At 68.3% G+C, this 24,572-nt stretch carries 20 protein-coding genes; 10 read left to right on the forward strand and 10 right to left on the reverse strand.

Features of this window, described 5'->3' with window-relative positions; translation table 11 throughout:
* Positions 1-52 precede the first annotated feature (52 nt).
* The gene (locus tag BCO18175_RS10670; protein WP_174980597.1) at positions 53-424 is read left to right on the forward strand and encodes a YXWGXW repeat-containing protein; all 372 of its coding nucleotides are present in this window, start codon (positions 53-55) and stop codon (positions 422-424) included.
* A 495-nt stretch (positions 425-919) separates the two neighbouring features.
* On the opposite strand, the gene BCO18175_RS10675 is transcribed toward BCO18175_RS10670, so the two are convergent.
* The gene (locus BCO18175_RS10675) at positions 920-1,306 is read right to left on the reverse strand and encodes a winged helix-turn-helix transcriptional regulator (protein ID WP_174980598.1); all 387 of its coding nucleotides are present in this window, start codon (positions 1,304-1,306) and stop codon (positions 920-922) included.
* 329 nt (positions 1,307-1,635) lie between these two features.
* Between BCO18175_RS10675 and BCO18175_RS10680 the strand changes: the two genes are divergently transcribed.
* From BCO18175_RS10680 to BCO18175_RS10695, 4 genes are all read left to right on the forward strand, one after another.
* The gene (locus tag BCO18175_RS10680) at positions 1,636-2,112 is read left to right on the forward strand and encodes a nuclear transport factor 2 family protein (RefSeq protein WP_174980599.1); all 477 of its coding nucleotides are present in this window, start codon (positions 1,636-1,638) and stop codon (positions 2,110-2,112) included.
* Between the two features lie 223 nt (positions 2,113-2,335).
* On the forward strand, positions 2,336-3,151 hold the full coding sequence (locus tag BCO18175_RS10685) for a helix-turn-helix transcriptional regulator (protein WP_174980600.1): 816 nt from the start codon (positions 2,336-2,338) through the stop codon (positions 3,149-3,151).
* A 149-nt stretch (positions 3,152-3,300) separates the two neighbouring features.
* The gene (locus BCO18175_RS10690; protein WP_174980601.1) at positions 3,301-3,456 is read left to right on the forward strand and encodes a hypothetical protein; all 156 of its coding nucleotides are present in this window, start codon (positions 3,301-3,303) and stop codon (positions 3,454-3,456) included.
* 23 nt (positions 3,457-3,479) lie between these two features.
* Positions 3,480-5,105, forward strand: a complete 1,626-nt coding sequence (locus tag BCO18175_RS10695; protein ID WP_174980602.1) for an amidohydrolase — start codon at positions 3,480-3,482, stop codon at positions 5,103-5,105.
* A gap of 19 nt (positions 5,106-5,124) precedes the next feature.
* Here the strand turns inward: BCO18175_RS10695 and BCO18175_RS10700 are convergent, their stop codons facing one another.
* From BCO18175_RS10700 to BCO18175_RS10710, 3 genes are all read right to left on the reverse strand, one after another.
* A complete protein-coding gene (locus tag BCO18175_RS10700) occupies positions 5,125-5,736 on the reverse strand; it encodes a cysteine hydrolase family protein (protein ID WP_174980603.1) in 612 nt (203 codons plus the stop codon).
* Positions 5,737-5,907: 171 nt separating this feature from the next.
* Positions 5,908-7,158, reverse strand: a complete 1,251-nt coding sequence (locus BCO18175_RS10705) for an MFS transporter (protein WP_174980604.1) — start codon at positions 7,156-7,158, stop codon at positions 5,908-5,910.
* Positions 7,159-7,314: 156 nt separating this feature from the next.
* On the reverse strand, positions 7,315-8,631 hold the full coding sequence (locus BCO18175_RS10710; RefSeq protein ID WP_174980605.1) for an MFS transporter: 1,317 nt from the start codon (positions 8,629-8,631) through the stop codon (positions 7,315-7,317).
* Between the two features lie 321 nt (positions 8,632-8,952).
* On the opposite strand from BCO18175_RS10710, the gene BCO18175_RS10715 reads away from it, so the two are divergent.
* The 3 genes from BCO18175_RS10715 to BCO18175_RS10725 all read left to right on the forward strand — a co-directional run bounded on the left by BCO18175_RS10715 (position 8,953) and on the right by BCO18175_RS10725 (position 11,405).
* Positions 8,953-9,870 (forward strand): LysR family transcriptional regulator, encoded by a 918-nt coding sequence (locus BCO18175_RS10715; RefSeq protein WP_174980606.1) that lies wholly within the window; start codon positions 8,953-8,955, stop codon positions 9,868-9,870.
* Positions 9,871-10,072: 202 nt separating this feature from the next.
* Positions 10,073-10,609, forward strand: coding sequence for a VOC family protein (locus tag BCO18175_RS10720; RefSeq protein WP_174980607.1), 537 nt, complete (start codon positions 10,073-10,075; stop codon positions 10,607-10,609).
* 40 nt (positions 10,610-10,649) lie between these two features.
* Positions 10,650-11,405 (forward strand): glucose 1-dehydrogenase, encoded by a 756-nt coding sequence (locus BCO18175_RS10725; protein WP_174980608.1) that lies wholly within the window; start codon positions 10,650-10,652, stop codon positions 11,403-11,405.
* Between the two features lie 190 nt (positions 11,406-11,595).
* On the opposite strand, the gene BCO18175_RS10730 is transcribed toward BCO18175_RS10725, so the two are convergent.
* Positions 11,596-13,113 (reverse strand): purine-cytosine permease family protein, encoded by a 1,518-nt coding sequence (locus BCO18175_RS10730; protein WP_254608037.1) that lies wholly within the window; start codon positions 13,111-13,113, stop codon positions 11,596-11,598.
* Between the two features lie 202 nt (positions 13,114-13,315).
* Positions 13,316-13,963, reverse strand: coding sequence for a glutathione S-transferase family protein (locus tag BCO18175_RS10735; RefSeq protein WP_174980610.1), 648 nt, complete (start codon positions 13,961-13,963; stop codon positions 13,316-13,318).
* A 105-nt stretch (positions 13,964-14,068) separates the two neighbouring features.
* On the opposite strand from BCO18175_RS10735, the gene BCO18175_RS10740 reads away from it, so the two are divergent.
* Positions 14,069-15,187 (forward strand): transketolase-like TK C-terminal-containing protein, encoded by a 1,119-nt coding sequence (locus BCO18175_RS10740; protein ID WP_174980611.1) that lies wholly within the window; start codon positions 14,069-14,071, stop codon positions 15,185-15,187.
* Positions 15,188-15,205: 18 nt separating this feature from the next.
* Here BCO18175_RS10740 and BCO18175_RS10745 read toward each other — a convergent pair whose 3' ends face one another.
* Positions 15,206-15,661, reverse strand: a complete 456-nt coding sequence (locus tag BCO18175_RS10745; RefSeq protein ID WP_174980612.1) for a MarR family winged helix-turn-helix transcriptional regulator — start codon at positions 15,659-15,661, stop codon at positions 15,206-15,208.
* Positions 15,662-15,834: 173 nt separating this feature from the next.
* On the opposite strand from BCO18175_RS10745, the gene aceE reads away from it, so the two are divergent.
* Positions 15,835-18,528: a pyruvate dehydrogenase (acetyl-transferring), homodimeric type gene (gene aceE, locus BCO18175_RS10750; RefSeq protein ID WP_174980613.1), complete on the forward strand. Its 2,694-nt coding sequence runs from the start codon at positions 15,835-15,837 to the stop codon at positions 18,526-18,528.
* A gap of 56 nt (positions 18,529-18,584) precedes the next feature.
* On the opposite strand, the gene BCO18175_RS10755 is transcribed toward aceE, so the two are convergent.
* Genes BCO18175_RS10755 through BCO18175_RS10765 form a run of 3 tightly spaced genes read right to left on the reverse strand, consistent with a single transcriptional unit; the run spans position 18,585 to position 24,518 of the window.
* Positions 18,585-20,102, reverse strand: a complete 1,518-nt coding sequence (locus BCO18175_RS10755) for an efflux transporter outer membrane subunit (RefSeq protein ID WP_174980614.1) — start codon at positions 20,100-20,102, stop codon at positions 18,585-18,587.
* Positions 20,099-23,272 carry an efflux RND transporter permease subunit gene (locus BCO18175_RS10760; RefSeq protein WP_174980615.1) on the reverse strand — a complete coding sequence of 1,058 codons (3,174 nt, stop codon included), beginning with the start codon at positions 23,270-23,272 and terminating at the stop codon, positions 20,099-20,101. The genes BCO18175_RS10755 and BCO18175_RS10760 overlap by 4 nt, the downstream gene beginning before the upstream one ends.
* A 13-nt stretch (positions 23,273-23,285) precedes the next feature.
* Positions 23,286-24,518 (reverse strand): efflux RND transporter periplasmic adaptor subunit, encoded by a 1,233-nt coding sequence (locus BCO18175_RS10765; RefSeq protein WP_174980616.1) that lies wholly within the window; start codon positions 24,516-24,518, stop codon positions 23,286-23,288.
* Positions 24,519-24,572: the final 54 nt, after the last annotated feature.

Consider the following 24,572-nt stretch of genomic DNA (forward strand, 5'->3'; position numbering starts at 1 on the left):
GCCGACTGGCAGGCTAATGTAAGGCAGCCTCGAATACAGAACAGGACACGCCATGAATCGACGCTCGTTGTTACGCGCCATCGGATTGACTGCCGCCTTCGTCGGCACCGGCTGGCTGCGCGCCGCCTCTGCCCAGCCCGCGCCGCCCGTGTACCGGCCGTCCGGTCCGAACCGCGTCCCCGGCGGGCCGCCCTATGGGGACCGCCCGGGCTTCGCGCCGCCGGCCGTCCGGCACGACCGCCGTCCGCCGCCGCCACGGCCGCACGGCTATATATGGACGGACGGCTATTGGCGCTGGCAGCGTGGCCGCTATATATGGGTGTCCGGCCGCTGGGTCGCACGGCGCCCCGGTCGGCGGTGGGTGCCCGGCTACTGGCGCCGCCAGGGGCAGGTGTGGATCTACGTCGACGGTACGTGGCGATAGGCCGGCACCCGGCGCCCGGCCGATGGCAGGCGCGGAGCCGGGTGGCGCGAGCGAATCCGCACCGTTCGGCCCCGACATCATGATGCCGGGCAGGCATCCCCGCGAATCCTGCCCCACCCGGCCCCGATGGGGGCGCCCAAACCGGTGCCGAGGCGTCCGGTCACGCAACTTCGACCATCGACATGCCCGCCGATCTCCGGCGCGCCACCCCGCCCCGCCCCGAGGCCAGCCGCCCCGGTCGAGCGCCATGCAGCGGAAGACCGCTGTTTCGATCACCCCGGGCGCGTGCCCTCGTTGACAGAGCACCGCCGGCGCATTGCCGCATTCGAGATAATCGGCACACACCGATGCATAGGCGTTCCTGCTCATGTCGACGAGATCGTTCGGATAACGAAATCATGGAACAACGCTGCACATGCGGTCATGTCATGCCTCGTCGCGTCGCAACCGATCCGCCACGCATCGCCCCTCGACGAGACAGCGCGTGCGCCGCGCTCAGCGCCTGCCGTCCTCCAGCGCCCGCGCACGACGTCGCGCGGCGCAGATCGCGCGATGATGTTCGTCGGCCCACCGGATCATCGCCTGCATCGGCGTCAGGAACGAACGCCCGAGGTCGGTCAGCGCATATTCGACACGCGGCGGCACTTCGGCAAACAGCGTGCGGCTGACGAAGCCGTCCTGCTCGAGCCGCTTGAGCGTGCGCGACAGCATCTGGTTCGACACATCACCGATCGCGCGGCCGAGTTCGTTGAAACGCATCGTCCCGCCGGACAGCGCTTCGAGCACGAGCAGGCTCCACTGGTCGCCGATGCGGTCGAGCACATCGCGGATCGGGCACGGCTGATCGAGTTCGACGGTTTCGTCGGTGGGCGGGAACGCCATGGCTGGAATCTCTTTCAAGGGCAACGCATGGTCAGCGCGGTGTGACCTGTTCACACCGCGCTGACTTCTTGTGACGGGTTCGCGGCAACTGTACCATTCGATCGGCCCGGCAGCCGCGCGGATTCGCCAGTTCAACGAAGCATGACGACAACGCGCGGCCTCGCGCTGTCCGTTTCGTGACGATACGGACAGCGCGGTGAATTCCCCACGTCGATAAGAGACGTGCATCCGCAACCATGCCCCGTCGCCCGCCGATCGTCACGGTCAGCTCGATCAGCCGTCGCGCATCACGCTCCAACCTACGCTTCGTCAGACAAGGAACCCGCTACATGTCATCGCTCCGCTCCCCCGTCCGCGCCGTTACCGCGCTCGTCCTGCTGGCCGCGTCGACAGCCGCGCTGGCCGCCGGCCCGGCCACACGCGACCTGGCCGCCGAGGAAGCCAACCGCCAGCTCGTGCTGACGTTCTACGACCGCTTCTTCAACAAACACGAAGCCGTCGAAGCCGCCGCCGTCGTCGCGGACGACTACAAGCAGCACAACCCGCACGTGCCGGACGGCAAGAAGCCGTTCGTGTCGTACTTCGTCGGCGCCTTCCAGAAGAACCCGGCATCGCGTGCGCGCATCGTGCGCAGCGCAACCGACGGCGACCTCGTCTACCTGCACGTGCAGGCGACCGAGCGCCCGGGTGATCGCGGCGAAGCCGTCGTCGACATCTTCCGCGTGAAGGGCGGCAAGATCGTCGAACACTGGGACGTGATCCAGCCGGTGCCCGAGAAGTCCGCGAACGCGAACACGATGTTCTGACACGCGGGGGCCGGCACGCGGTGCGCAACGATGCGCACCGCCCGTCGATAGACGACCGGCCGCCCGTCGGGCAAGCGCGAATGCCCCGCGCCGTCGAAGTCCCCTACAATCGTGCTTCGCCGCCGCATCGGCCTCCGTCCCGCACGACCGCACCGCCGCCGGCGCGCCGTCGTACGCGAAGCACGGCCGGCACGGGCGGCCGTTCGCGAAGACGGTGTCAACGATGAGCCCCGCCCATATTTCCCTCAGCAATGCCGGCGACCTGGTCGCCAGCCTCGGCAGCCCGCAGTTTCCCGCCCGGCTTTGGGCCTGGCTGCGCGAAACCGTCGATCCGCAGTCCCATTACAGTGTCGCGACGCGATACCGTCGCGATGCGCCGTCGCAGTCGGTCGACAGCGTCGACGTGCTGTTCTTCGCGGGCGGCGACGATCCCGACGGCACCCGCCACGCGCTCGATCTGTATACACAGGGTGACTGGCGCACCGACACGCTGCTCCCGCATATCGAGCGCGCCACCGATTCGCAGCTCGTGTTCTCGTGCAACGAGGAAATCGACACGGCGACCGAATACGGCCGCCAATTCGCGCTCGGCGATCTCGGCGAAGACTGCACGCTGCTCGGCAGCGAGCGCGACTATGTCTATGCGTTCTCGCTGTTCCGCCGGCGCGGCCAGCCGTCCTATACGTTGGCCGAGCTGGCACTGCTGCGGCAGCTCGGCGATTTCGTGCTGCCGCTCCTGATCCAGCATGCGCGGCTCGCACGCCTGACGCCGCGCTCGGACGACGGCGCGCTGCTGCAGCGGTTCGAACAGCGCCTGTCGGCCAGCGGCGCGGCGCTGTCGCAGCGCGAACGGCTCGTGTGCCGCGCGGTGCTGCAAGGCCAGCCCGTCCCGCAGATCGCCGACACGCTCGCGCTCAAGCCGAGCAGCGTGCGCACCTATCTCGGGCGCGCGCTCGCGAAGCTCGGCGTGGTGAACCGGGCCGGGTTGTTCTCGTGGTGCGTGACCGAAGAGGAACCGCCGGAGGACCGCGGTCAATAGATGCTCCCTCCGCATCGCATCAATCCCCGTCGCCCCCGCCGCCTTTGTCGCGCGTTGTCCTCAAAACGATGACAGACAGCCGGCCGCCCCGCTCCTAGTATCTGACTCACCCGACGACAGGAACGCGTCGGATATCAAGGAGACACGGCATGCCGAATACCGGATGGACGCCGGCCCGCACGGCCGAGCGCGCGTCGCGCGTCGATCCGCCGATTCAGACCCGGCGGCGCGATCGGCATGACGCTCCGGCGGCCGGCCTTCACCCCGACGCATCGCCGCGCCTGCCGCGCAGCACCGGCACCTAGCCGCCCCCATCCGGAGGAGACACATGCAACACGCCGATACCGTCTATCTGAACGGCCTGCTTTACACGGGCGACGCGCAGCGCCGCTTCGCTCAGGCGCTGGCCACCAAAGACGGCAAGATCGTCGCCGTCGGTCGCGACGACGACATCCGCCGACTGACCGGCCCCGCGACGCGCATCGTCGACCTGGCCGGCAGGCTGATGCTGCCGGGCCTCATCGACGGCCACGTGCACCCGCTCGAAGGCCACCAGATCCTCGGTGACTTCGACTTGTCCGGCATCAACGATCCCGACACGATCCTGCAGCGCATCCGCGCATGCGCCGATGCGACGCCGAACGAACCATGGGTCTATCTCGGCGGCGCCAACCTGGCCGCATTCGGCGCCTATCCGACCCGCGAACTGCTCGACCGGATCGTGCCCGACCGGCCGCTGCTCGTGGTCGGCTTCGACGTACACAGCGGCTGCCTCAACACAAAGGGCCTCGAAGCGGCCGGCATCCATACCGACACGCCCGACCCGGCCGGCGGCGTGTACGAACGCGACGCATCCGGCGCGCCGAATGGCGTCGTGCACGAAGCAGCGTTCTACCGCGTCTGCCCGATCATTCCGCAGTTGAGCCCGGCCGGCTACCCGAAGTCGCTCGCGAAAGCGCACGCGATGGCGCACGGTTACGGCATCACCGGCTGGTTCGACGCGCGCGTCGACGAGGCCGAACTCAAGGCGTATGCCGCCGCGCAGCGCGCGGGCACGCTGAAGGTGTACATGAGCGCCGGCCTCTATGCGAACCCGCGCCGCGATCCGCGCGAGCAGATCGAGCGCTTCGCCGGATGGCGTCGCGAGTACGAGTGCGACAACCTGCGCCTGCATACGGTGAAGATCTTCGTCGACGGCGTGCCCGAATCGAAAACCGCCGCACTGCTCGAGCCGTACGCCGGCACCGACGACTGCGGCCTCGCGCTGTGGAGCCAGGACGCGCTGAACGAGATCTGCCTGCTCGCCGATACGGCCGGCTTCGACCTGCATTTCCACACGCTCGCCGATCGCGCGGTGCGCATGACGCTCGACGCGCTCGAATACGTCCGGATCCGCAACGGCAGGCGCGACCGGCGCGCGCAGCTCGCGCACCTGCAGATCGTCGATCCTGCCGACATGAGCCGTTTCAACCAGCTCGGCGCGATCGCCAGCGTGCAGACGCTGTGGACGGCCGCGCGCGAGGAGCAGCAGCAGCTCTATCGCGACCTGCTCGGCGCGGAACGCACCGCGCGCAACTATCCGTTCCGCAGCCTGCGCAACGCGGGCGCGATGCTCGCGGCCGGCTCCGACTGGTCGGTCAGCACGATGGACCCGATGCAGATCATCCAGACGGGCGTCACGCACCTGCTGATCGACCAGCCCGACAGCCCGCCGTGGAATCCGCACGAACGCCTCGACCTGCTCACGATGCTCGAGGCCTATACGGTCAACACCGCGTATGCGCTGCGCTTCGACGACTGCACGGGTTCGCTCGAAGCGGGCAAGGACGCGAGCTTCGCGATTTTCGACCGCAATCCGTTCGCGCACCCGGTCGAAACGTTCGCGCAAACCCGCGTGATCGAGACGTGCTTCCGCGGCGAAGTCGTGTACGCCGCGCCGGGCTGGGCCGACTGAAGCACGAAGCCGGCGGCCGTCAGGCGACGCCGAGCGCCAGCACCTGCTCGGTCGTCAGCACGTCGCCGAACGTGTCCGACAGCGCGGCCAGCGTCGCGCGATGGAGGTCGCGGTGCGATACCGTGCCGCCGTCCGCGATGTCGAGGTCGCGCGTCGCGCATGCGTCGTCGACGACAATCACCGCGTAGCCGAGCGGCACCGCATCGCGTGCCGCGCCGGCGACGCACGCATGCGTCATCAGGCCCGTCACGATCAGCGTGTCGATACCTGCCGCCTTCAGGCGCGTATCGATGTCCGTCGTCGGGAACACGCTCACCGACGTCTTCTTCACCACCGCGTGATGCGACGCCGGCTGCAGGTCCGCGTGAAAGCGGAAACCGTCGCTGCCGTCGGCGAAGATCGGGCTGTCGACCGTATCGACGTGCTGGACGTGAAACACAGGAATGCCCGCGCGGTCGGCGAACGCGATCACGCGCTGCGCATTGCCCAGCGCGCGCGGCCCCTCCGGAATCGGCAGGCGGCCGCTGAAGTATTCGTTCTGGAAATCGATCACCAGCAGCGCGGTGCGGGCGGCGGCGATCGACGTCGGCGCGCTCGCGCCCGCCAGGGTACGGATGGTCGGATGTTGCATGGGTCGCTCTCTCGGTTGGCATGTCGAAGGAACGGCGCGCCGGGCCAGCCGGCGCCACCGGACGCGGCCCGGATGCTCCCGGGACGCGAGGCGCCAGTGTCGGGCCGCGCGGCCCGACGCGACAGCGGCGCGCGGGACAACGTCCGACAGGATCGGGCCAACGTGCAAACCCTACGACAGCGCCGCCGTTCGCGCACCCGGCTGCGTGCGGCCGTATGCGACCATCATCGCGAAGCTGAGCAGGAAGCCCGCGCCGCCGATCAGCAGCAGGCCGATCTCGCCGAACACGGGCAGCAGGTTCGTGAGCGCGCCCGTCACGACCCACGCAACCGCCATCACCGAGCCCGCGACGCCGAGCGCCCAGCCTTGCCGGTCCTCGCTGACCGCGTCGGAGAACGCCGTATACATCGTCGTATACGCGACCATGTCGAAGCAGCCGACGACCATCGCAAGCGCCCACAACACCGACTCCTGCGGAAACAGCGCGGACAGGACCTGGCCAACGCCCGCGACGAGCAGGCCCGTCTTCGCGATGTCGACCACGCGCCACACGCGCAGCATCCGCCGCACGACGAACAGCAGGCCGAACACGAAGCAGAGGCCGATCACGCCGCTGAACAGCCCGAGCCGCGCGCTCGTGTAGCCGAATTTCGCCTGCAGCAGCAGCATGATGGTCTGCAGGTAGAGCCCATAGCCGACCTGCATCAGGAAGAACACCACCGACAGGAACGCGACGTTGCGCTGGCGCGCGGCCTCCCCGATGATCCGCAGCGGCAGCAGCGGATCGATGCGCGTGTCGCCGCGCGGGGCCGTCGAGTCGCGATACGACGCCCAGGTCCAGAACGCGCAGACCAGCGACAGCGCGGCGACCAGCACGAACGGCGTGCCGTAGTCGAACAGCGGCGAAATCGTGCGGTCGGACGTGACGCCGCCGAGCACGGGGCCGACGATCACGCCCGCGCTGAACGCGAGCGACATGATGCTCATGTTGTACGCCTTGTTCTCCGGCGTGCTCACGTCGGTGATCGCCGCCTGCGCGATGCCCTGGCAGCCGGCCATCAAGCCGGTGAGCCCACGGCCGGCCAGCAGCAGCGCGACGCTCGCATGCCATGCGCCGGCCGCCATCATCGCGTAGCCGCCCGCGAGGCCGAGCACGCACAGCAGCAGGATCCTGCGGCGGCCATAGCGATCGGACAGGTCGCCCATCAGCGACGAGCCGAAGAACATGCACAACGGGTAGATCCCGTAGCCCAGACCGAGGTAGAAATTGCGTGCATGCGCGCCGGCGTCGGCCGGCAGGATGCCCGCGTGCGGATCGCTGAAGATCGCGGACATCATCGGATAGACGAGCCCGAATCCCATCGCGTCGATCGCGATGGCGAGCAGGCAGGGGCCGAGCAACGTGTAATCGAGCCGGGACATGGCGACCTTCCGGACAGAGTGGATGATCGCCCAAGCGTAACGACCGGCCGGCGGCCGCGGTAGGCCGCCGACCGCGATGCTAACCATCGGCAGGACCGACACCCTGCATGCCGCCCGCGCCGATGGCTCGCCGGCGCGGGCGCCGGGCCGTGGCCGCTACTTGACGCTCAACGGCTCACCCTGGAACTGCCGGCGCGCGAGCACGCACGGCGCGCCGTCATGCATGAACACGCTCGCGAGCAGCCCGAACGACGCCGCGAACAACACGTACCACGCAGGTGCGACAGGCGACCCGCTCGCGTGCGTCAGCCACGTGACGATGAACGGCGCGAAGCCGCCGAACACCATCACCGCGACGTTGTAGGCGAGCGCGATGCCGGTCGAGCGCGAACGCGTCGCGAACTGTTCGGCGAGCGTGGTCGGCGCGGGCCCGTAGCAGATGCCGATGATCGTGCAGATCACGAGCTGCATCACGAGCAGGCGCCCGATGCCCGGCGCGGCAGCCAGCCACGTGAACAGCGGATACGTGACCGTCAGCAGCGACAGCGTGCCGGCGATCAGCACGGGCCGCCGGCCGATGCGGTCGGACACGAGCGCCGCAACCGGAATCGTCACCGTCAGCAGCGCAACCGCCGCCATCTGCACCTTGAATACCTGGTCGAGCGGCAGCCCGAAGGTCTTGTGCACGAACGTCGGCATGTTCACGAGCATCACGTAGAACACGGCCGTGCCGGTGATCGTCTGGCCCATCGACACCAGCACGCCGCGCAGGTTGTCGCGCAGCACGCCCGACACGCTCGCCGGCGGCTCGACGGTCGACTTGCTCGCGTCGAGGAACGCCTCGGTCTCCTCCATGTGCCGGCGGATCCACAGGCCGACCGGCCCGATCAGCAGCCCGAGCGCGAACGGCACGCGCCAGCCCCAGCTATGCAACGCCGCCTCCGACAGCGACTGCGTGGCCCACGCGCCCATCGCGGCACCCGAGAACACCGCGAGACACTGGCCGATCAGTTGCCACGATCCGTACAGCCCGCGCCGGTTCTCCGGCGCGCTTTCCACGAGGAATGCGGTCGCGCTCGCGTATTCGCCGCCGGTGGCGAACCCCTGCAGCAGCCGCGCGACGACGATCAGGACCGGCGCTGCCGGGCCGATCGCCGCGTACGACGGTGCGAACGTGATCAGCGCGATCGACAGCGTCATCAGGAAGATGATGAGCTGCATCGCGGCCTTGCGGCCCTTGCGGTCCGCATAGAGCCCGAGCAGGATGCCGCCCACCGGGCGCATGAAGAAGCCGACGCCGAAGGTCGCGAGCGACATCAGCAGCGATGCGTACTGGCTCTCGGCGGGAAAGAACAGCCGCGCGATGATGCCGGAGAAGAAACCGTAAACGATGAAGTCGTACCACTCGAGGGTGTTGCCGACGACAGCGGCAACCACCTGCCGATGCCGCGAGTTCCGACGTGAGTCGCGCATGCTTTTCTCCTGCAGTCTCATGGCGCCGCGCACATGCGAGCCGCTTTTCGCGGCGAGCACGGGCGAATCGGCGGTTCGGATCGCCGGCCGGTGCGAGACAGGCACGCACCATCGAAACCTCTCGGCCATGCGCACGACCAGCGCAAAACGATCATAGGGACGCCAAAAACCCGCATCAATTAATGCCCGCGGCAGATGATTAGCCGGAGATTAAATGTTGCCCCGCCGGGCTCCGCCACGCGAAAACCCCGGAAATTCGCGCATTGTTGCAGCCCCGGTTCTGCGGCAGAATCGTCGGCCGCCCTTCCCGTCGCTCGCACCATGCGCAACCGCATCAACGAAGAGATCACGTTCCGCAAGCTCGAGGTGCTGCTCGCCTTCATGGAAGCCGGCAGCCTCGCGAAGGCCGCCGAGGCGCTGGGCGTCAGCACGGTCAGCGTGCACCGCGCGCTGCACACGCTCGAGGAAGGGATGCATTGCGCGCTGTTCCGCCACGAGGGGCGGAACCTGATTCCGACCGATGCCGCGCAGGTGCTCGCCGAAGTCGCCGGCGAAGTGCTCAAGACGATGACGGACGGGATCCGCTCGACGCGCGAGGCGGCCGGCTACGGCGCCGGCCAGTTGAAAATCGGTTCGCTCTACTCGCTGACGATCCGCACCGTGCCCGAAGTCGTGATCGCGTTGAAGGCACGCCGCCCCGAGCTGCAGGCCGAGCTCGTGCTCGGCTCGAACGCCGACCTGCTCGACAAGCTCCGGCAGGGCGCGATCGACGCGACGCTGATGGCATTGCCCGAACCGGACACCGAGATCGAATCGATCGCGCTGTTCGAGGACGAGATGTTCTTCGCCGCGCCGATCGACTCGCCGTACGCGCGGCACGACGCCATCGATCTCGGCAGGTGCGGCGACGCACCGTTCGTGTCGCTCGGCGAAGGCTTCGCGACGCATCACGGCTTCACGGAAGCGTTTCGTTCGGTCGGCGTCACCCCGAACGTCGTGATGCGGGTGGGCGACATCTTTTCGTTGATCAACCTCGTGTCGGGCGGCGTCGGCTGCTCGCTGCTGCCCGGCCGCGTACGCGACCTGTTCGCGCACAAGATCGCGCTCGTGCCGCTTGCGGGGCCCACGATCCGCCAGACGATCGGCCTGAGCTTCCTGCACCGGCGCGAACGCGACCCGAACCTGCTCGCACTCGCGACCGTGTGCCGGCTGACGGTCAAGGGGCCGAACGCGCGGTAACGCGCGGATCGCCGCCCGGCAGCGCTCTCCTCCTCCGTTCCGCTTCACGCACCTGCATCGTCGCTCCCTGGCGCGCCCCCCGTCACGTCATGGCGAAGCGTGCGCACTCATCCGTTTGGATGGCACGCCGCGCGCGCTTTGTTGCGATCATGGCCGTCATTCATCGCGCGGCACGCACGCGTGCGTCCGCCACGGAGACGTCATGAACGACCCTGTCCTCGGCCCCATCGACCAGATCGGCTACGTGGTCGCCGATCTCGACCGCAGCATCGCGCGCTGGCGCGAACGCCACGGCGTCGGCCCGTGGACCGTCTTCCGCAACGTGCGCCTCGACGGCCATCATCTCGGCGAGCCGGCGACGGTCACGATGGACGTCGGGCTCGCGTATCGCGGCGATCTGCAGATCGAACTGATTCACGTAACGAACGACACGTCGTCCCCGTACCGCGATGCGCATGGGCAGCCGCTCGTCGGGCTGCATCACGTCGCGTGGGTCGTCGACGATCTCGATGCCGCACTCGCGCAACTCACGGCGCGCGGCCTGCGTGTCGTGTTCGACGCGCGCAACCCGGCCACGCGCGTCGCGTATCTCGACGACGCCGACGATCCCGGCGTACGCGTCGAAGTGATCGAAGGCGCCGGCATGCGCGACATGATCGCGCACGGCATCGCCGAAGCCCGCGCATGGGATGGCGCCGATCCGGTTCGCATCATCGACGCGGCGGCCGCCTCCGCGTAAGCGGCCCCGCGCGCCCCTCTCACTCACAGGAGCAAGCAGCATGAAACGACTCGAAGGCAAGGTGGCACTGATCACGGGCGGTGCCCGCGGTCAGGGCGAAGCGGAAGCGCGCCGGTTCGTCGCCGAAGGCGCACGCGTGGTGATCGCCGACGTGCTGGACGACGCCGGCCGGCGCGTCGCGGCCGAACTCGGCGACGCCGCACGTTTCCAGCATCTCGACGTGACCAGCGAAGCCGACTGGCAGGCTGCCGTCGATGCGACGCTCGCGCAGTTCGGCCGGCTCGACATCCTCGTGAACAACGCGGCGATCCTGAAGCTCATCCCGATCGAAGCGTGTTCGCTCGACGACTATCGCAAGGTGATCGACGTGAACCAGGTCGGCTGCTGGCTCGGCATGAAGTCGGCGCTTGGCGCGCTGAAGGCGGCGGGCGGCGGCTCGATCGTCAACGTGTCGTCGACGGCCGGGATGGAAGGCGTCGCGGGCGGCAGCGCGTACGTATCGAGCAAATTCGCGGTGCGCGGGATGACGAAGGCCGCAGCGCTCGAATTCGGCCGCTACGGCATTCGCGTGAATTCGGTGCATCCGGGCGGCATCGATACCGTGATGGCGCGCCCGCCCGAGTACGCGGATTTCGATCCGTCGTCGATCTACAGCGGCCTGCCGATCGCGCGCATCGGCAAGCCGGACGAAGTGGCGAGCCTCGTGCTGTTCCTCGCGTCCGACGAATCCGCGTACTGCACCGGGTCGGAATTCATCGTCGATGGCGGGATGCTCGCAGGCAGCTCGTTCCACTGACACGCATCCAGGTCGTCCAGGTCGACGCACGCCCGCCAACCCGGCGGGCGTTTTCTTTTGCGTTTGCGGGCCGCCGAATGGAGCGTACGGCCTCCCCTTCAGGCAATCACGCACCCGAAAACGACGATGCCGCCGGCGGCTCTCCCGCACGGCGGCATCGTCATTTGCGCAGCAACACACCACGTGCCGCTCAGTACCCCTTCGGCTGGATCGCCGGCGCGCCGCTACCGCTCATTGCCTGCCTGCCGCCGCGCACCAAGCGGCGCCCATGCGGGCCGTACACGCCCTCCGGTTCCGGATACAGCGTCAGCAGCACGAAATACAGCACCCCGCCCACCACCAGCGACACCGGCACGCTCAGGTCGAGCCCGCCCGCGAGGTTGCCGAGCGGCCCCACGAACTGGCCCGGCAGGTTCACAAACGACAGCCCGACGAGCGCGGCCGGCAGCCATGCACCCATCGCGCGCACGTTCCAGCCGTGCGTGAACCAGTAGTGGCCGCCGCGCAGCCCGCGGTTGAACACCTGCAGGTCATCCGCGAGATAGTAGCCGCGCCGCGTCACGTAGCCGATCACCATGATCGCCATCCACGGGCAGCTGAACGTATCGATCAGCGTCGAGAACGTCGCGACGCTTTCGACGAGGTTGAACCAGAAGCGGCCGACGAAGATGAACGCGATCGCGATCGTGCCGATCAGCAGCGTCGCACGCACGCGGTTCAGCAGGCGCGGGAACATGCTCGACACGTCGAGGCCAGTGCCGTACAGCGCGGTCGTGCCGGTCGACATCCCGCCGATGATCGCGATCAGGCACATCGGCAACAGGAACCAGCGCGGCGAGATCGCGAGCAGCCCGCCGACGTAGTCGTTCGACGCGATGAACGCGGGCGCCTGCGTCGCGATGATCGTCGCGGTCGCGAGGCCGAAGAAGAACGGCACGAAGGTCGCGATCTGCGCGACGAACACGGCGCCCATCACGCGGTGCTTCGGCGTGTTCTGCGGGATGTAGCGCGCCCAGTCGCCGAGCGTCGACGCGAACGATACCGGGTTGCTCAGCGCGACCAGCACCGCGCCGACGAACGCGGCCCAGAAGCCCGCGCTGCCCTGCTGCACCGTGCCGGCATAGTTCATGTCGAACAGGCCGGCGAACGCGAACAGGCCCGCGACGAACAGCACGCTCGCGGCCCACACGGCGATCTTGTTGACCCACAGCATGAAGCGGAAGCCGTAGATGCAGACGATCAGCACGAGCACCGCGAACACCATGTACGCCGCGCCGAGCGTGAAGCCGTTGACCGGCACGCCGACCATGTTGTGCGCGCCGCCGACGAGCGCATCACCCGAGCTCCACACCGCGAGCGAGAAGAACGCGATCGACGTGAGCAGCGCGAGGAACGAGCCGACGATCCGGCCGTGGATGCCGAAATGCGCGCCGGACGACACGGGGTCGCTGGTACCGTTGCGGGGGCCGAACAGGCTCATCGGCGCAAGGATGCAGGTGCCGGCAAGCACGCCGAGCACGATCGCGCAGACACCCGCCTTGAACGACAGCCCGACCAGCACGGGAAAGCTGCCGAGCACCGATGTGGAAAATGTATTGCAGCCGCCGAACAGCAACCTGAACAGATCGATCGGCCGCGCATAGCGCGATGCATCGGGAATGCGCTCGAAACCGAACGACTCGACCTGCGTAATCCTGCCTTCACTCATTTGTCTCCAACTCCTCTGGTGCATCTGTACGGCCCGGTGCTGCGGCGATACGACACATCGTCATCGATTCGCGGCCACTCTAAACCGGATCGCGCGGCGCAAATATCACGCATTCGAGACGTTTACGACGAAGGAGAACAATGTTTCCCGGCAGGCCAGCGGCCGGCGCCCGCGCCATCCGTGCGGCGCGGGCGATGCGACGTCAGCGCGCGCCCTCCACCGCCGGCGCGCGGCACGCGATCAGGCCCCGCTGAACGGCCTGGCGCGCCTCGATGCCGGCGAGCCAGCGCTCGACGTGCGGGTAGCCCGCAAGATCGAGATCGAGTTCGGCCGCCGTGCGCAACCACGGAAACGCGGCGATGTCGGCGATCGAGTACCGCGGCGACGCGAGATACGCCGATTCCGCCAAGCGGCCGTTCACGACCCCATAGAGACGCCGCACCTCGTTCCGGTAGCGCTCGAGCGCTTGCGCATTGACCGTCTTCGATGCATGCAGGAACCACCAGAGCTGGCCGAGCATCGGCCCGATCCCGCCGATCTGGAAGTGCAGCCATTGCTGGACGGCCGTGCGTTCGGCCAGCGTGTCGGGCTGCAGAAAGCCCGTCTTCGCGGCGAGATAGCTCAGGATCGCGCCGGATTCGAACACGGTCAGCCCGGCGTCGTGGTCGACGATGGCCGGGATCTTGCCGTTCGGGTTGATCGCAAGGAACGCCGGGCTGCGCTGCTCGCCGGCGGACAGGTTCACGTGCACGCAGTCGTATGCCAGCCCGGCCTCTTCCAGGTAAATGGCGATCTTGTGCCCGTTCGGCGTGTCGGCCGTATGGAACGTGAGGGGATGCGTCGAGATCATGTCGGTCCTTGTCTTCCGGTTATAGTTGCAACTACAATCGTTGCAATTGCAATCCTATGCCGGAACCGATGACCCCGGAGACATGCCAGTACTCGAAGGAGGGACATGCAGACTGCGCGATCCGGTCCGCCCGCGCGGACACCCGACACCCGCCGCGCCGCGGCGGCCTGCCTCGAAAGGCTGCTGACGCAGCGGCTCACGCCGCGTGGCCGTGCGGTATCGCCGCTCGGCGCGATGCGCGCGGCCGCCGATTGCCTCGAACGCGATGCGGCGACATCGGAACGCGTATGGATCGTGCGTGCCGATGCGCGGGAGCCGTCTGCAGACGCGGGAGCACATCGCCGCATCAGCGCATGGCCGCTACGGTTTCTCGATACGCGCAAGCGGTTCGAGAAACCACTGCTGTACCTGCTGCATGCGCGCGCGATCGACCGGCTGCGGCTGGCGTCGATCGAAACCGTCGATCGGGGGATCTTCGTGAACGATGCTGAAACGGTCGCGTCGTCCTGGCCGAAGGGCGTGACGCCCGACGTCCCGCACTGGCTGGCCGCGAACCCCGCGTGTACGCCGTACGATCCGGCTTCGGGCCACGAGGCGATCGCGATCCTGCGCCACGCGCTGCGCACGCTCTATGTCACCGGCCAGCCGGGATTCTGCTACCTCGCGAGCCACGACGACTCCATACCCGACGCGAAGCCGCTGTCGGCCACCGCGGCCCGCGATGCATTCAGCGGCATGGTGCGGGCCGGCGGGCGCGCGGCGGCGAGCGCGGCCGCGCAGATCCGGCTGTGCGGCGCGGGCAGCACGCTCGCACAAGTCATGGAAGCGGCCGATCTGCTGCACGACGAATGGCGCGTCGATTCGACGATCTGGAGCTGCCCGAGCTACACACAGCTCGCCCGCGACGGCCATGCAGCCGACCGGTGGAACCTGTTGCATCCGGAGGCCGAACCGCGCATCGCGCATGTGCGCCGATGCGTCGGCGACAGCCGCACGCCGGTGCTCGCGGTAACGGGCTACGCGGGGCACGTCGCCGCGCAGATCAGCGCGTTCGTGCCGGCCCGCTTCGCGGCGCTCGGCGCGGATCTGGCCGGCCCGGGCCCCGGCACACGTGCGCCCAGTGCGCGCTGGATCGCCGCGGTCGCGCTTCGCCTGCTGGCCGACGACAGCCGCGTGCCGGCCGACTGGGCCGCGCAGGCGATGCGCCGCTATGTGAGCGGGTGACGCGCGAGCCGGCCACCGCTACTTCGCGTCGGCCGCCGCGTCGCGCGCCGCAGCGGTCGCACGGTCGAGCGCGGCGGCCATCGCCGCCTGCTCCTTGCCTGTGAACTGGTCGAGGAAGAGTTCCGCGACCGTCGACTGGTACACCTTCCACATCTTCTTGCGCAGCGTCCGCCCCTTGTCGGTGATGCTCGCGTACGCAGCACGGCCGTCATCCGCCGAACGGGCACGCGTGACGAGCCCCTCCTGTTCGAGCCGGTCGACGAGCCGGGTGAGGTTGTAGCGCTCGATCGCGAGCACATCGGCCAGCTCGTGCATGCGGCGCGTGCCGTCGGGCCCGCTTTCGAGCCCCCACAACGCGTCGTACCACGCATAGGCCGGCAGGCCGGCCGCCGCGAGGCGGCGCTCGATCTCGCGAATCATCGTCCGGTGCGCGCGGACGAACGAGAACCACAGATCGGGTTCGGGTGCGCTCATGTCAGGTCGTTCCTCTCGTTGAATTGCAGTTGCAATTAAATTTTACCTCGATAACAATTGCCGCCATACGATTGCAATTGCAACTATCTGCCCGCCGATCGGCGGGCGTTCCGTCGCGCGACGCGGCGCCACGACCGTCGCCCCGCGCAGTCTTATGCTTCTGGAGACATTGCATGACCGCACCTCTCGCGCTACCCGACATCGACCCGCAGGAAACCCGCGAATGGCTCGATGCGCTCGAATCCGTGATCGCGCTCGAAGGCCGCCCGCGCGCGCACTACCTGCTCGACCAGCTATCCGACCTCGACGCGGCACGCCACGGCGACCTGCACGGCCGCGTGACGACCGCATACGTGAATTCGGTGCCGCGTGAACGGCAACCGGCCTACCCGGGCGATCTCGCGCTCGAACGGCGCCTGAACGCGATGATCCGCTGGAACGCAATGGTGATGGTGCTGCGCGCCGGCCGGCATTCGAACGTCGGCGGACACATCGCGACCTATCAGTCAGCCGCGGTGCTGTACGACGTCGGCTTCGATCACTTCTTCCGCGGCCGCACCGACACCTTCGACGGCGACATGGTCTACATCCAGGGGCATTCGGCGCCCGGCATCTACGGCCGCGCGTACCTGGAAGGCCGCATCACCGACGCGCAACTCGACAACTTCCGCCGCGAGACCGGCCGCGAAGCGGGACGCGACGGGCTGTCGTCGTATCCGCATCCGCGGCTGATGCCCGATTTCTGGCAATTCCCCACGGTGTCGATGGGGCTCGGGCCGCTCACGGCCGCGTATCAGGCGCGCTTCATGCGCTACCTCGAATATCGCGGGCTGAAAGCGCATCAGGGCCGCAAGGTCTGGGCATTTCTCGGCGACGGCGAAATGGACCAGCCCGAATCGCTCGCCGCGATCTCGCTCGCCGGGCGCGAACGGCTCGACAACCTGATCTTCGTCGTCAACTGCAACCTGCAGCGCCTTGACGGCCCGGTACGCGGCAACGGCAAGGTCATCCAGGAACTCGAAGGCACGTTCCGCGCGGCGGGCTGGAACGTCATCAAGGTGATCTGGGGCGGCGGCTGGGATCGCCTGCTCGAACGCGATACGACCGGCCTGCTGCGCCAGCGCATGATGGAATGCGTCGACGGTGACTACCAGACCTTCAAGTCGCAGAGCGGCGCGTACGTGCGCGAGCATTTCTTCGGCAAGTATCCGGAACTGCTCGAGCTCGTCGCAGACCTGTCCGACGACGACATCTGGAAACTCGCGCGCGGCGGCCACGATCCGGAAAAGGTGCATGCGGCCTATGCACAGGCGATGCGCGCGGACGGACGGCCGACCGTCGTGCTCGCGAAGACGGTCAAGGGCTTCGGGATGGGCGAAGCCGGCGAAGGCCAGAACGTGAACCACCAGTTGAAGAAGATGAGCGCGGACGCCGTACGCGCGTTCCGCGACCGCTTCGCGCTGCCGGTCAGCGACGCACAGCTCGACGAACTGCCTTACCTCAAGCCGGAACCGGGCAGCGCCGAGGCACGCTATTTCGCGGAGCGCCGTGCCGCGCTCGGCGGCCACGTGCCGGCCCGCTTCAGCCACGTGGCGCCTCTGCCGGTGCCGCCGCTCGCCGCGTTCGACGTGCAGCTCAAGGACAGCGGCGAGCGCGGGCTGTCGACGACGATGGCGTTCGTGCGCATCCTCGGCACGCTGCTGAAGGATCCGGCACTCGGCAAGCTCGTCGTGCCGATCGTGCCGGACGAGTCGCGCACGTTCGGGATGGAGGGCCTGTTCCGCCAGATCGGCATTCACTCGCATCTGGGCCAGCTCTATACGCCGCAGGACGCGGGCCAGCTCAGCTACTACAAGGAAGCGAAGGACGGGCAGATCCTGCAGGAAGGCATCAACGAATCGGGTGCGATCGCGTCGTGGATCGCGGCGGGCACTGCGTACAGCAATCATGGGTTGCCGACGATCTCGTTTTACATCTTCTATTCGATGTTCGGGCTGCAGCGCGTCGGCGATCTCGCGTGGGCGGCCGGCGACGCACGTACGCGCGGCTTCCTGCTCGGCGCGACGTCGGGCCGCACGACGTTGATGGGCGAAGGGTTGCAGCACGATGACGGGCACAGCCACGTGCTGTCGTCGGTGATTCCGAACTGCGTGTCGTACGACCCGACCTATGCATACGAACTCGCGGTGATCGTGCGCGACGGCCTGCGGCGGATGTTCGCGGAGCAGGAGGACGTTTACTACTACATCACGCTGCTCAACGAGAACTACCCGCATCCGGCGCTGCCGGATGGCGCGGAGGCCGGCATTCTCAAGGGTCTCTACCTGCTGCGCGAAGACACGTCGCGTGCGGCCAGCGCGCCGCACGTGCCGCACGTGCAACTGATGGGCAGCGGCGCGATCCTGCGCGAAGTGCTCGCCGCGAGTGACCTGCTTGCGCAGGACTTCGGCGTGTCGAGCGACGTGTGGAGCGCGACGAGCCTGAACGAGCTGCGCCGCGACGGGCTCGCGGCGGAACGCTGGAACCTGCTACATCCCGAGCAGGCGCCGCGCGTGCCGTACGTGCAGCAATGCCTCGATGGCCGCACGGGGCCGGTGGTGGTGGCAACCGATTACATGAAGATCGTCGGCGACCAGATCCGCGGGTTCATCGACGGCCGGCGCTTCGTGTCGCTCGGCACCGACGGCTTCGGCCGCTCGGATACGCGCGACGCGCTGCGCACGTTCTTCGAGGTCGACCGGCACTTCATCGTGATCGCGGCGCTGAAGGCGCTCGCCGACGATGGCGCGATACCGCGGGCGCGCGTCGGCGAAGCCATCCGGCGCTACGGCATCGACATCGACAAGGTCGATCCGGCCAGTGTGTAGTCATGCGGCGCGCGGCAGGCTGGATCGCTCCGGCCTGCCGCGCCGCCGTGCCCGCGCTACTGCCCCGCCTGCGCGAGCGGGCCTTGCGGGCCCTGCCCCGTTCCCGACGGCCAGCCGCCCGCCAGTGCCTTGTACAGCGCCACCGTCGACGCCGCGCTGCGCATCCGCCCGTCGGCCGCCGCATCCTGCGCCTGCAGCAGCGTGCGTTGCGCGTCGAGCACTTCGTAGTAGTCGATCGCGCCCGCCGAAAACCGCGCCTGCGCCAGTTGTGCGGCACGTGCGCTGTCGGTCGCGGCCCGCACGAGATGGTTCGTCTCGTCACGCGTTCGGGCGGCGCGCAGCAGCGCGTTCTCGGTTTCCTCCAGCGCCCCGAGCACGGTCTGCCGGTACTGCGCAAGCTGGCCGGCCGCTTCCGCGTCACTCGCAGCGATCCGTGCACGCACGCGGCCGACGTCGAGGAACGACCAGTCGATGCCGAGCGCGATAAGGTTCGTGTCGCTGCCCGCACGGAAGAACCCGTAGCTGCTCGTCGCGCTGCCGAGCAGCCCCGACAGCGTGAAGCGCGGGAACAGGTCGGCGGTCGCGACGCCGATGCGCGCGGTCGCCGCGTGCAGCCGCGCCTCGGCGGCCGCGACGTCGGGCCGCCGCCGCAGCAGGTCGCCCGGCGTGCCGGGATCGATGTCGGCGGCCAGCAGCGGCACGGGCGTGCCCGCCGACGCGGCTGCCTTCGGGAGGTCGAAGCGGCCGATCAGCGCGTCCGGCGTCTGCCCGGTCAGCACCGCGAGCCGGTGCTCGTCGACGCCGATCGCCGCTTCGTACACGGCGATCCGCGACGTCGTCGATTCGTACTGCGCGCGCGCCCGCGCCGCATCGAGTTCGGAGCCGCGCCCTGCGCCTACGCGCGCGTTGATCAGCGCAAGCGTCTGCTTCTGGTTGTCGGCGTTCTCGCGCGCGATCCGCAGCCGCTCCTGCGAGCCGCGCAGATCGACGTACGTGCTCGCCACCTCGCCGGCGATCGCGACGCGTACCGCGCGCACGTCCGCCGCGCTGGCGGCCGTTTCCGCACGCTGCGACTCGATCGAGCGACGTACGCGTCCGAACAGGTCGAGCTCCCACGCGGCATTGATCCCGACGCTGGACATCGGCGTATCGCGCTGGCTGCGCGGCGCGCCGAACGCCTGGTCCTTGCTCATCAGCTGATGGCCGATCTGCCCGCTCGCGGTGATCGTCGGATAGCGGTCGAACGTGGCCTGCGACAGCAGCGCATTCGACGCGTCGTAGCGCGATACGGCGACCTGCAGGTCCTGGTTCGCCGCGAGCGCCGTGTCGATCAGCTGCGTCAGCGCCGGATCGCCGAAGCCGCGCCAGAACGCGGCATCGGCATCGGCCGACGCGTCGGGCGGCGTATCCGGTGTCGTACCGGACGGCGACACATCGCGCGGCGCAGCCGGATGCGCGTCGCGCGCGAACCGCGCGGCCGTGGCCGTGTCGGGCCGCTTGAAATCGGGGCCGACCGCGCACGCGGCGAGCGTCACCGACATCGCGAGCGCGGAAAGACGGAAAGCGGCGCTCATCGGTTTTCTCCTTCGAGGGTGCCGTGGTGTTCGCTCCACACGGCCGGCGTGCCGCCCGCGAGCTTGCGGATCGCCACATAGAACACGGGCGTCAGGAACAGCCCGAACAGCGTGACGCCGAGCATCCCCGCGAACACGGTGATGCCGGTGGCCGCCCGCACTTCGCTGCCCGCGCCGCCGCCGATCAGGAGCGGCACCGAGCCCGCGATGAACGCGACCGACGTCATCACGATCGGGCGCAGCCGCAGCTTGCACGCTTCGAGCGCGGCTTCGATCACGCCCTTGCCCTGGATTTCGAGTTCGCGCGCGAACTCCACGATCAGGATCGCGTTCTTGCACGCCAACCCCATCAGCACGACAAGACCGACCTGCACGAACACGTTGTTGTCGCCTCCCGACAGCCACACGCCGAACAGCGCGGCGCAGATGCACACGGGCACGATCAGGATCACCGCGAGCGGCAGCGTCCAGCTCTCGTACAGCGACGCGAGCACGAGGAACACGAGCATCACCGCAAGCGGGAACACGACGATCGCCGCGTTGCTCTGCGTGACCTGCTGGTAGCTGAGGTCGGTCCATTCGAGCGTGATACCCGGCGGCAGCACTTCCTTCGCGATCTGCTGCAGCTTCTCGATCGCCTGCGACGACGACATCACCTTCGGATCGGCGTCGCCGATCAGGTTCGCGGCCGGATAACCGTTGTAGCGCACCACCGGGTCGGGCCCGTACGCGGGCACCACCGTCACCATCGAGCCGATCGGCACCATCTCGCCCTTCGAATTGCGCGTGCGCAGGTTCGCGATGTCGGCGGCCGTCTGCCGGTGGCCGGCATCCGCCTGCGCCATCACGCGGTACACGCGGCCGAACAGGTTGAAGTCGTTCACGTACATCGAGCCCAGATAGACCTGCAGCGTGCTGAACAGGTCGGTCAGCGCGACGCCCTGCGCCTTTGCCTTCAAGCGGTCGACCTTCACCTCGAGCTGCGGGATGTTCGCCTGGTACGAGCTGACCGGGTAACTCATCCCCGGCGTCTTCGCGACCGCACCCTGGAACGCGGTAAGCGCGTTCTGCAATGCGCCGTAGCCGAGCCCGCCGCGATCCTCCAGGTACAGCGAATACCCCGAGCCGTTGCCGAGGCCCTGGATCGGTGGCGGCATCAGCGCATAGGTAATACCGCCACCGATGGCCGAGAAGCGCGCGTTCAGGTCTGCGTTAATTTGCGCGGCGCTGCGGTGGCGCTGGTCGAACGGCTTCAGGATCACGTACGAGTTCGTGATGTTCGGCGTGTTCACGCCCTGCAGCGCATTCAGCCCGGCAAACGCCGGCACCATCTCGACACCGTCGGTACCGAGCGCGATCTTCGTCATCTGCTCGGCCACCTCGCTGGTGCGAGCAAGCGATGCGCCTTCCGGCAGCTTCGCGCCAGCGAACAGGTACAGCTTGTCCTGCACGGGGATGAAGCCGCCCGGCACCGCGTTGAGCAGCAGCGTGGTCGCCGCGAGCAGCGCCGCGTAGACCGCGAACACCACCCCGCGCCGCTTCAGCGTGCGCGACACGAAGCCGTGATAGCGATCGGAACTGCGGTCGAAGAAGCGGTTGAACGGATGGAACAGCCAGCCGAACGCACGGTCGAGCCCGCGCGTGAGCGCATCCTTCGGCGCGCCGTGCGGACGCAGCAGCTTCGCGGCGAGCGCGGGCGACAGCGTCAGCGAGTTGATCGCGGAGATCACCGTCGAAATCGCGATCGTCACCGCGAACTGCCGGTAGAACTGGCCCGTGACGCCGGACATGAACGCCATCGGCACGAACACCGCGCACAGCACGAGCGCGATCGCGACGATCGGCCCCGACACCTCGCGCATCGCCTGATGCGCGGCGTCGCGCGGGCTCAGGCCCTGCGCGATGTTGCGCTCGACGTTCTCGACGACCACGATCGCATCGTCGACGACGATCCCGATCGCGAGCACGAGCCCGAACAGCGTCAGCGTGTTGATCGAATAGCCGAGCAGATAAAGCCACGCGAACGTGCCGACTACCGACACGGGCACCGCGACGAGCGGAATGATCGACGCGCGCCATGTCTGCAGGAACAGGATCACGACGAGCACGACCAGCACGACGGCCTCGATCAGCGTGTGCTGCACCGCGCGGATCGATTCGCGCACGAACACCGTCGGATCCCACACGGGACGGTACGCGACGCCGGGCGGGAAGCGCTTCGACAGTTCGTCGAACTTCGCATACACGGCCTTGGCGACCTCGAGCGCGTTCGCGCCCGGTGACAGGAAGATGCCGACCACGGCCGATTGCTTGTCGTTGAAATACGAGCGCAGCGTATAGTCGCCCGCGCCGAGCTCGATGCGCGCGACGTCGGACAGCTTCACGACCTGGCCGTCGTCGCCGTTGCGCAGCACGATGTCGCCGAACTCCTGTACCGTGCGCAGCCGGCCGCGCACGTTGATCGACAGCAGGAAGTCGTTTTTCTTCGGCGACGGCTCCGCGCCGAGCTGGCCGGCCGACACCTGCACGTTCTGCTCGCGCACGGCGGCAATCACGTCGCTCGCGGTCAGCCCGCGCGACGCGAGCCGGTTCGGGTCGAGCCACAGCCGCATCGCATAGTCGCCGGCACCGGACAAACCAACATCGCCCACACCGGTGAGCCGCGACAACTCGTCCTTCACGTGCAGCGTCAGGTAGTTGCGCAGGTACAGCGAATCGCGGCTGTTGTCCGGCGAATAGAGGCTCACGTACATCAGCGGCGTCGGCGACTGCTTCTGCGTGGTCACGCCGTACTGGCGCACTTCGTCGGGCAGGCGCGACAGCGCCTGGCTCACTCGGTTCTGCACGCGCACGGCGGCGGTGTCAGGATCGACGCCCTGCAGGAACGTGACGACGACCTGCAGGCTGCCGTCGGAACCCGCGACCGACTTCATGTACATGATGCCTTCGACGCCGTTGATCGCCTCTTCCAGCGGTTCGGCGACCGATTCGGCGATTTCCTTCGGGTTCGCGCCCGGGTACGTCGCGCGCACGACAACGCTCGGCGGCACGACTTCCGGGTATTCGCCGGCGGGCAGCATCGGGATCGAGATCAGGCCGATCGCGAAGATGACGATCGACAGCACGACCGCGAAGATCGGCCGGTCGATGAAGAATCGGGAGAAATCCATTGCCTGTCTCCCGTCACTGCGCGGCCGGCGCGCCGGCATCGGCGACGGCCTGCGTACCGTTGCCCGGCCCGTTGCCTGCGCTGGCGCCGTTGCCGGTGCCGGCGTCAGCGCGTGCGGGCAGCGCCTTCGGCTTCACCTGCGCGCCCGGATAGTAGATCCGCTGCATGCCGTCGACGACCACGCGGTCGCCCGCCTGGATCCCCTTCTCGATGATCCGCTCGCCATCCAGCCCCCGGCCGATCGTCACGTCACGGCGCAGCGCCTTGTCGCCGGGCCCGATCACGTACACGTACTTGCGGTCCTGGTCGGTGAGCACGGCCTTGTCGTCGACGAGCAGCGCATCCTGGTCACGGCCGCTGACGAGCTGCACGCGCGCATACAGGCCCGGCGTAAACGTATGGTCCGCATTCGGCAGCCGCACGCGCGCGCGGATCGTGCCCGTTTGCGGGTCGAGCCGGTTGTCGAGGAAGTCGACGGTGCCCGCATGCGGGAAGCCCGTCTCGTTCGCGAGGCCCACGCGCACCGGATCGGCGCCGATCGCGCGATGCTTCGGATCGGCGCGCCGCGCGTTGTAGCGCAGGTAGCTCTGTTCGTCGCAGTCGAAATACACGTAGACGGGGTTCTGCGACACGACGGTCGTCAGCAGCGTGTCGTCCGCGCGCGCCAGGTTGCCGACGGTGGCGACCGCGCGGCCGACACGGCCCGCGATCGGCGCGCGCACTTCGGTGAAACCGAGATTGAGCTTCGCGTCGGCGACGGCCGCGTCGGCCGCCTGCAGGTCCGCACGCGCCTGCTCGGCCGTGGCGCGCGCGTTGTCGAGTTCTTCCTGCGACGTCGCATGCGCATCGATCAGCGTCTGCACGCGCTTGAGCTGCACGTTCGCGAGGCTCGCGGCCGCGCGGGCCCGCTGCAGCTGCGCATTCGCGCGATCGAGTGCGATCCGGTACGGGCGCGGGTCGATCTCGAACAGCAGCGCGCCCTGCGCGACCAGGTCGCCCTCCTTGTAGGCGACGCGCTGCAGATAGCCGCTCACGCGCGGCCGCAGTTCGACCGCATCGACCGCTTCGACGCGTCCGTTGAATTCGTCCGCGAGGCGGATCGTGCGCGGCGCGATGGTGGCAACGCCGACTTCGGGAAGGGATTGGGCCGACGATGCGCCTTTGCCGTCGTGACAGCCCGACAACGCCAGCAACAGTGCACAGGCCGCGCCCAAAGGCGACGTCCTGCGTAGGGATAAGGAGAGCATGATGCCTCGCGACGGGTTAAACTGCCGCGTAGCATAAAAGTTGAAGTTAACTTC

It is taken from the genome of Burkholderia lata (assembly GCF_902499335.1).
Classification (GTDB): domain Bacteria; phylum Pseudomonadota; class Gammaproteobacteria; order Burkholderiales; family Burkholderiaceae; genus Burkholderia; species Burkholderia lata_B.

What these genes read in the sequence shown, in the direction of transcription:
- BCO18175_RS10700 (WP_174980603.1), bottom strand. Translation starts at nt 5,736, where the DNA reads ATGCAACATCCGACCATCCGTACCCTGGCGGGCGCGAGCGCGCCGACG.
- aceE (WP_174980613.1), top strand. Translation starts at nt 15,835, where the DNA reads ATGACCGCACCTCTCGCGCTACCCGACATCGACCCGCAGGAAACCCGC.
- BCO18175_RS10755 (WP_174980614.1), bottom strand. Translation starts at nt 20,102, where the DNA reads ATGAGCGCCGCTTTCCGTCTTTCCGCGCTCGCGATGTCGGTGACGCTC.
- BCO18175_RS10745 (WP_174980612.1), bottom strand. Translation starts at nt 15,661, where the DNA reads ATGAGCGCACCCGAACCCGATCTGTGGTTCTCGTTCGTCCGCGCGCAC.
- BCO18175_RS10675 (WP_174980598.1), bottom strand. Translation starts at nt 1,306, where the DNA reads ATGGCGTTCCCGCCCACCGACGAAACCGTCGAACTCGATCAGCCGTGC.
- BCO18175_RS10705 (WP_174980604.1), bottom strand. Translation starts at nt 7,158, where the DNA reads ATGTCCCGGCTCGATTACACGTTGCTCGGCCCCTGCCTGCTCGCCATC.
- BCO18175_RS10680 (WP_174980599.1), top strand. Translation starts at nt 1,636, where the DNA reads ATGTCATCGCTCCGCTCCCCCGTCCGCGCCGTTACCGCGCTCGTCCTG.
- BCO18175_RS10760 (WP_174980615.1), bottom strand. Translation starts at nt 23,272, where the DNA reads ATGGATTTCTCCCGATTCTTCATCGACCGGCCGATCTTCGCGGTCGTG.
- BCO18175_RS10690 (WP_174980601.1), top strand. Translation starts at nt 3,301, where the DNA reads ATGCCGAATACCGGATGGACGCCGGCCCGCACGGCCGAGCGCGCGTCG.
- BCO18175_RS10765 (WP_174980616.1), bottom strand. Translation starts at nt 24,518, where the DNA reads ATGCTCTCCTTATCCCTACGCAGGACGTCGCCTTTGGGCGCGGCCTGT.
- BCO18175_RS10740 (WP_174980611.1), top strand. Translation starts at nt 14,069, where the DNA reads ATGCAGACTGCGCGATCCGGTCCGCCCGCGCGGACACCCGACACCCGC.
- BCO18175_RS10695 (WP_174980602.1), top strand. Translation starts at nt 3,480, where the DNA reads ATGCAACACGCCGATACCGTCTATCTGAACGGCCTGCTTTACACGGGC.
- BCO18175_RS10720 (WP_174980607.1), top strand. Translation starts at nt 10,073, where the DNA reads ATGAACGACCCTGTCCTCGGCCCCATCGACCAGATCGGCTACGTGGTC.
- BCO18175_RS10735 (WP_174980610.1), bottom strand. Translation starts at nt 13,963, where the DNA reads ATGATCTCGACGCATCCCCTCACGTTCCATACGGCCGACACGCCGAAC.
- BCO18175_RS10670 (WP_174980597.1), top strand. Translation starts at nt 53, where the DNA reads ATGAATCGACGCTCGTTGTTACGCGCCATCGGATTGACTGCCGCCTTC.
- BCO18175_RS10725 (WP_174980608.1), top strand. Translation starts at nt 10,650, where the DNA reads ATGAAACGACTCGAAGGCAAGGTGGCACTGATCACGGGCGGTGCCCGC.
- BCO18175_RS10710 (WP_174980605.1), bottom strand. Translation starts at nt 8,631, where the DNA reads ATGCGCGACTCACGTCGGAACTCGCGGCATCGGCAGGTGGTTGCCGCT.
- BCO18175_RS10685 (WP_174980600.1), top strand. Translation starts at nt 2,336, where the DNA reads ATGAGCCCCGCCCATATTTCCCTCAGCAATGCCGGCGACCTGGTCGCC.
- BCO18175_RS10730 (WP_254608037.1), bottom strand. Translation starts at nt 13,113, where the DNA reads ATGAGTGAAGGCAGGATTACGCAGGTCGAGTCGTTCGGTTTCGAGCGC.
- BCO18175_RS10715 (WP_174980606.1), top strand. Translation starts at nt 8,953, where the DNA reads ATGCGCAACCGCATCAACGAAGAGATCACGTTCCGCAAGCTCGAGGTG.